General features: G+C 27.3%; 5 protein-coding genes. 4 read left to right on the top strand and 1 reads right to left on the bottom strand.

The window, feature by feature from the left end; genetic code table 11:
* The coding region (locus IC214_RS06170; RefSeq protein WP_413926624.1) for an ABC transporter permease subunit at nucleotides 1-187 on the bottom strand (187 nt) is incomplete at its 3' end.
* 816 nt (nucleotides 188-1,003) lie between these two features.
* Between IC214_RS06170 and IC214_RS06165 the strand changes: the two genes are divergently transcribed.
* The 4 genes from IC214_RS06165 to IC214_RS06150 all read left to right on the top strand — a co-directional run bounded on the left by IC214_RS06165 (nucleotide 1,004) and on the right by IC214_RS06150 (nucleotide 6,210).
* Entirely contained in the window at nucleotides 1,004-2,590 is a 1,587-nt protein-coding gene (locus tag IC214_RS06165) for an NAD(P)H-hydrate dehydratase (RefSeq protein WP_227866389.1), read from the top strand.
* Between the two features lie 189 nt (nucleotides 2,591-2,779).
* Nucleotides 2,780-3,226, top strand: coding sequence for an NfeD family protein (locus tag IC214_RS06160; protein WP_227436772.1), 447 nt, complete (start codon nucleotides 2,780-2,782; stop codon nucleotides 3,224-3,226).
* 20 nt (nucleotides 3,227-3,246) lie between these two features.
* Complete coding sequence (locus IC214_RS06155) at nucleotides 3,247-4,290, top strand: SPFH domain-containing protein (protein ID WP_227436770.1); 1,044 nt, start codon at nucleotides 3,247-3,249, stop codon at nucleotides 4,288-4,290.
* Nucleotides 4,291-5,049: 759 nt separating this feature from the next.
* Nucleotides 5,050-6,210, top strand: coding sequence for a glucose-1-phosphate adenylyltransferase (locus IC214_RS06150; protein ID WP_227436768.1), 1,161 nt, complete (start codon nucleotides 5,050-5,052; stop codon nucleotides 6,208-6,210).
* Nucleotide 6,211 lies beyond the last annotated feature (1 nt).

Here is a 6,211-nt window from a genome sequence, read left to right as displayed (position 1 = left end):
CCATTAAAGTTGCTACTATAGGAGAAATCCCATTAGTAAGAGAAAATGCTACAATAGAAGCTCCCATTGTGTAGCTACCATCAGCAGACATATCGGGAAAATCTAAGATTTTGTAAGTTATATAAACCCCCAGTGCCATGATTGATAAAATTAAACTTTGTGTCATTACAGATATAATACCTGACATAAATAAAACACCCCTTTGAAAATATTTTAAAATAATTTTTTAAATATAATTGAAAATTAAATTTTGGATATAAAAAAACCACACAGTACATATAACTGTATGGCAAAAACACGAATGAGCCACACAGTATAATCCATGTGGCTCTCTATAATATGATGATAAAATAAAAACTTTAACAACAATCACTATAGCCAACATAGATACAATCCTTAAAAATGGTAATCCTAAGGGGTCTGTATCTATGTTATGACAATTTGTCTTAACTTAGCTACAAACCCTAACTAAATTGGCTACTAAAAAATCGTACTTGTTTGTTTAATAAAGTCTTCATATTTACCTCTCCTTTTAATTTAATAATTTTGAAAATTTTGTTTTATATTTTGTATAGTAATTAGTTTAATACAGTAAAAAATAAAAGTCAACAATAAATTTTGAAAAATTATTAAATTGTCAGAAAATTGAGTTCGAATAAAAAAAGTTTTATGTATAGGATTGGGTAGTTTTCTTAAATTTTAATTTATAAATAAAAATTAAAATTCATTTGGACTTTAGAAACAAATTGAGCAAAAGGTAAACTTTTTATAGAATTAATGAAAATAGATTTTGAAGTAATATAATGACCAAAATTATATGATATAATAAATTGAATGATTATTTCAATTCAGAATTTTTATTATTTTTTTAATTATTTTTAGGAATCTTATTTTTGATGTTTTTATTCAAGATGTTTACAAGATTAAAAAGACTTCAGTAGATATTTATATGTTTTTATTTAAATATTTTAGGAAGTATTTAATTTTATAGGAGTGATGATATGTGTTGATAGGTACAGCGAATTTAAGTAGAAGTGTTGATAATGCATGCGTAGAAGAATTGGGAATTCCAATGATTGTATTGATGGAAAATGCAGTAATATCTGCAATGAGAAACATGGATATAGATATATATAATGATTATACAATTGTATGTGGTGTTGGAAATAATGGTGGAGATGGTCTTGGAATAGCAAGACATTTAAAGCTAAAAGAAAAAAATGTAAATGTCTTTTTAATTGGTAATATCAAGAAACTAAGTGAATGTTCTAAAATCAATTATAATATACTTTTAAATATGGGGATTAATATTATAAATATTGATAAAAATGATTTAAGCGAGGAATATAATGACTATATAAATAAAAATAAAGTAGATAAAATTATTGAAACAGAAAAACAGAGTATAATTAAAAATAAAAATTTAACAATGTTTAAGGAAGCAGTATCTAAAAGTGATGTTGTAATAGATGCAATATTTGGAACAGGACTAAAGAGAGAAATAACTGGTATTTTTAAAGAAGTAATTGATATAGTAAATGATAACAGCAAAAATACATATTCTATAGATATACCATCTGGTATAGATAGTGACAAAGGAAGTATACTTGGAATTTGTATTAAAGCAAAAAAAACAATTAGTTTTGAGTTTTATAAAAGAGGTTTTTTAAATTATGATGTAAACTCACTTATTGGGGATGTAATTGTAGAAAAAATAGGTATTCCAGATTTTATTACAAGAAAATACCATAATGATGAATTCATAACTGATGAGAGTTTTGTAAAAAATAATATTAGAAGAAGAGATAAGAATGGATTTAAAAGTGATTTTGGAAAAGTATCTATAGTTGCAGGCTCAAAAGGATTTTATGGGGCTAGTTTCATAGCAACTGAATCTGCTGTTAAAAGTGGAAGTGGTCTTGTAACTTTGATTAGTAGTAAAGATGTACAAGAAAAAGTATCTATTAGACTCACTGAAGCAATGACTGTAAATTTTGAAGAAGAGAGAGTTGATAAACTATTGAGTTCTAGCAATGCAATTGGTTTTGGTCCAGGAATGGGAGATAATCACAAAACTTTTGAGAGATTACTTAGAGTAGTAGAAAACTCTAGTTGTCCAATAATATTGGATGCAGATGGATTAAATGTTATGAAGGATAGATGCTATAAGTTTTTAGAGTGGAAAAATAAGTTTGTAATTACTCCACATCTGGGAGAAATGGCCAGGTTGACAGGTGACTCAATTGGGTATATAAGAGAACATAGAGTAGATGTGGCAAAAGAATTTGCTCAAAAATACAATGTAGTTGTTCTTTTAAAAGGATATCAAACTATCATAACAGATGGTAAAGAAACATATATAAATCCTACAGGAAATAGTTGTATGGCAACTGGTGGAATAGGAGACTGTTTACTTGGTATGATTACTTCTTTTGTAGGTCAAGGTATGGATATACTTGAAGCTACAGTGAGTGGAGCATATGTACATGGTTATATAGGAGATAAGTTAGGAAAAAGTATGTATACAGTAAATGCAACAGATTTAATAAGTAACATTTCGTTAACAATGAACAAGTTTTTGATTATTTAATTACTAATATTTGATACTACTTTGTAACAACTTTAACAAAGTATGCTGATATAATACTATTAAATTAATCTCAAATTGACTTATTTTATTGGTTTTTGGTTGATTGTTTAAAATCATATTCAAATATATTGTATAAAGAATATGATTTATATAGTGTTTGATAATTCATATGAAAAGAGGGTAGATAGTATGAAGTTGATATGGTTAATAGTAGCAGTCTTATTTGGAATAGCAGAAATGTTGACTCCAAGCTTAACACTAATATGGTTTAGTGTGGGAGCAGTAATACTTATATTTTTAAGTACTTTTATAAAGAGTATATTTTTACAAGTTTTAATATTTGCTGTAATTTCTATAGCTATGTTAGTTGTAGCTACTAAGAAAATTGTAAAAAAAGATAAAACTTATAAATCTAATACCAATTTACAAGCAATGATATCTAAAAAAGGTGTTGTTACAGAGGAAATTTCTCCAAATCAAACTGGTTTAGTTGTAGTTGAACATGAAACATGGACTGCTATTTCTATAGATGATGAAAAGATTGATAAGGGCTCTACAGTAGAAGTATTAAAAATAGAAGGGGTAAAACTAGTTGTTAAAAAAGTAAATTCTGCAACTAGTGTGACGAATCAATAAAATAAAAGGAGGATATATTTATGGGCATGAAAGTTGTTTTAAGTATTGTATTAATAATAGTAGTAGTAGCAATAAGTTTAACTTGTATAAGAGTAATAAAACAATCTAAAGTAGGTATAATAATGCGACTTGGTAAGTTTCAAAAAGTGGCTGAAACAGGAGTACATTTCTTGATACCATTTTTAGATAAAATGGCATATGTGATTGACTTGAGAGAAATTGTAATAGATTTCCCACCTCAGCCAGTTATAACTAAAGATAATGTAACTATGCAGATTGATACAGTTGTATATTATAAAGTTACAGACCCAGTTAGATATGTATTTGAAATAGCAAATCCAATAGCTGCTATTGAAAATCTAACAGCTACAACTTTAAGAAATATAATTGGTGAACTTGATTTAGATGAAACACTAACATCAAGAGATATAATAAATGTAAAAATGAGAACAATCCTTGATGAAGCAACAGATAAATGGGGAATAAAAGTAAATAGAGTAGAGTTAAAGAACATAATGCCTCCTCATGATATTCAAGTTGCGATGGAAAAGCAAATGAGAGCGGAAAGAGAAAGAAGAGAAGCAATACTTCAAGCAGAAGGTAATAAGTCAGCTGCTATATTACAAGCAGAAGGAGAAAAACAATCTGCTATATTAACAGCAGAAGCAAGAAAAGAAGCTATGGTACGTGTAGCAGAAGGAGAAAAAGAGTCTGCTATATTGGTAGCAGAAGGTGAAGCTGAGGCTATAAGACAAACAGCTATTGCTAAAGCACAAGGTGAAGCTGAAATGATTAAAAGAACTCAAATGGCTACTGCAGAAGGTTTGAAATTAGTATTTTCAGCTATGAAAGAGTCTGACATTGACAATAATATCTTAGCATTAAAATCTATGGAAGCACTTGAAAAAATGGCTGAAGGTAAGTCAACAAAATTGGTTTTACCTTCAGAAGCAGTTAATTTCTTAGGAACATTCAAAGGAATAAAAGAAGTCATGAGTGATGATAAAAATGATATATTAGATGTAAAAGATGCATTTAGTGGAAATGATTCATTAAAAAAATAAAAGAGTTTTTTTATAGTAGGAAGGAAATGGAAATTAAATGTCGAATTAATTAAATATAGTATAGAATGCACATTGAAAAGAAGAAGACTTATAGTTTTTTAGGTCTTCTTCTTTGTTTTTATTTATAAAACGCGATTTTAAAAATAAATTAACAGAATTTTTATACAATTTACCCTTTACTAATGTAAAAAGTGTTATATAATATTAAATAAAACATATAGGAAAAGAAAGTAACTTTAATTTGGATATTTATATTGATAACATATATAGTTATAAAAATATCAAACATAATGAATATGTCTAACAATAGAACTAAAATTTTATAATTCACTGATTTAATCATAGATGAGCAAATAACAAAAAATAAAATTAGCTAGTAATTATTTAAAGATTTTTAGATAATCATGTCATATTATGTTCTATTATTATCAAATCAAAAAAGCATAAAAATTTAAGTATGTTTGTATGATATAAATTGATTTATAAAAAATATTTTTTATATCTATAAAATAAATGTTTATATTATTTTCTAACTAGGAATTGAATATTATAAGTACTATAGCACTTATGGAAAATAATGTATACTTCAATAAAGTAATTATGGGGTATACATTATAGAAATTGTATAGTTTATATTATTTTACTCTTATTACATTATCATTTGGGCAAAATTTATACACAACATTTATTGACTAAAAGTTTATAAAGGTAAAAATGCAATTATAAATATTAATTACTAGATGAGGGGAGTGTCATTAAATGAAAAAAGAGATGTTAGCTATGATTTTGGCAGGGGGGCAAGGTTCAAGACTTGGAGTTTTCACAAAGAGAATTGCAAAACCAGCTGTATCATTTGGAGGAAAGTACAGAATTATTGACTTTGTTTTAAGTAATTGTTCAAATTCTGGTATAGATACTGTAGGTGTTTTAACTCAATATAGACCACTGATATTAAATTCTCATATAGGTATGGGAAGTCATTGGGATTTAGACAGAATAAATGGTGGAGTATATGTATTACAACCATTTATGAATGAAAAAGAGGGAAATTGGTATAATGGTACAGCACATGCTATATATCAGAATATGGATTTTGTAGATACCTATAATCCAGAATATGTATTAATATTATCTGGTGACCATATATATAAGATGGATTATAGTAAAATGCTAAAATTTCATAAAGAAAAAGGCTCTAAGGCTACGATTGCAGTAATTGAAGTACCTTGGGATGAAGCTTCTAGATTTGGCATAATGAATACAAATGAAGATTCAAGTATTTATGAATTTGAAGAAAAGCCAGGTGAACCTAAAAGTAATTTGGCATCTATGGGAGTATACATATTTGATTGGAAAATGTTGAGAAGTTATTTTAAAGAAGCAGAAAAAAATTCAGATATAAATTATGATGATTTTGGAAAGAATTTAATACCTAAAATGTTAGAGGATAATGTTGGAATGTATGCATATCCATTTAAGGGGTATTGGAGAGACGTAGGAACTATACAAAGTTTATGGGATGCAAATATGGATATAATTAAATCTCCAGAAACACTGGATTTATCAGACCCTAAATGGAAGATATATACAAATACAATGGCAATGCCTCCTCAATATATAGGCAAAAGTGCAAATGTTCATAGATCAATGATAGCTGATGGTTGTAGAATTTTAGGAGAAGTAGGAAACTCTGTATTATCACATGGAGTTGTTGTTGGAAAAGGAAGTAAAGTAATTGATTCAGTAATCATGCCAAATGTTGTAATAGGAGAAAATGTAACTATAGAAAAAGCTATGATAGGTGAATGTGCAACTATAAATGACAATGTTCAGATAAAAAATGTAAATAATGAGATAAATGTAGTTTCTGAATATGAAAATATAGAGCCTAGATGCGTATTAATAGAAGGAGGTCTTTAAG

Source organism: Clostridioides sp. ES-S-0190-01, from assembly GCF_020658275.1.
Taxonomy (GTDB): domain Bacteria; phylum Bacillota; class Clostridia; order Peptostreptococcales; family Peptostreptococcaceae; genus Clostridioides.
This window is presented reverse-complemented; position numbering and strand designations above follow the sequence as displayed.

Excerpts from the sequence above, each read along its gene's own strand:
- IC214_RS06155 (WP_227436770.1), top strand. The coding sequence starts at position 3,247 with ATGGGCATGAAAGTTGTTTTAAGTATTGTATTAATAATAGTAGTAGTA.
- IC214_RS06150 (WP_227436768.1), top strand. The coding sequence starts at position 5,050 with ATGAAAAAAGAGATGTTAGCTATGATTTTGGCAGGGGGGCAAGGTTCA.
- IC214_RS06160 (WP_227436772.1), top strand. The coding sequence starts at position 2,780 with ATGAAGTTGATATGGTTAATAGTAGCAGTCTTATTTGGAATAGCAGAA.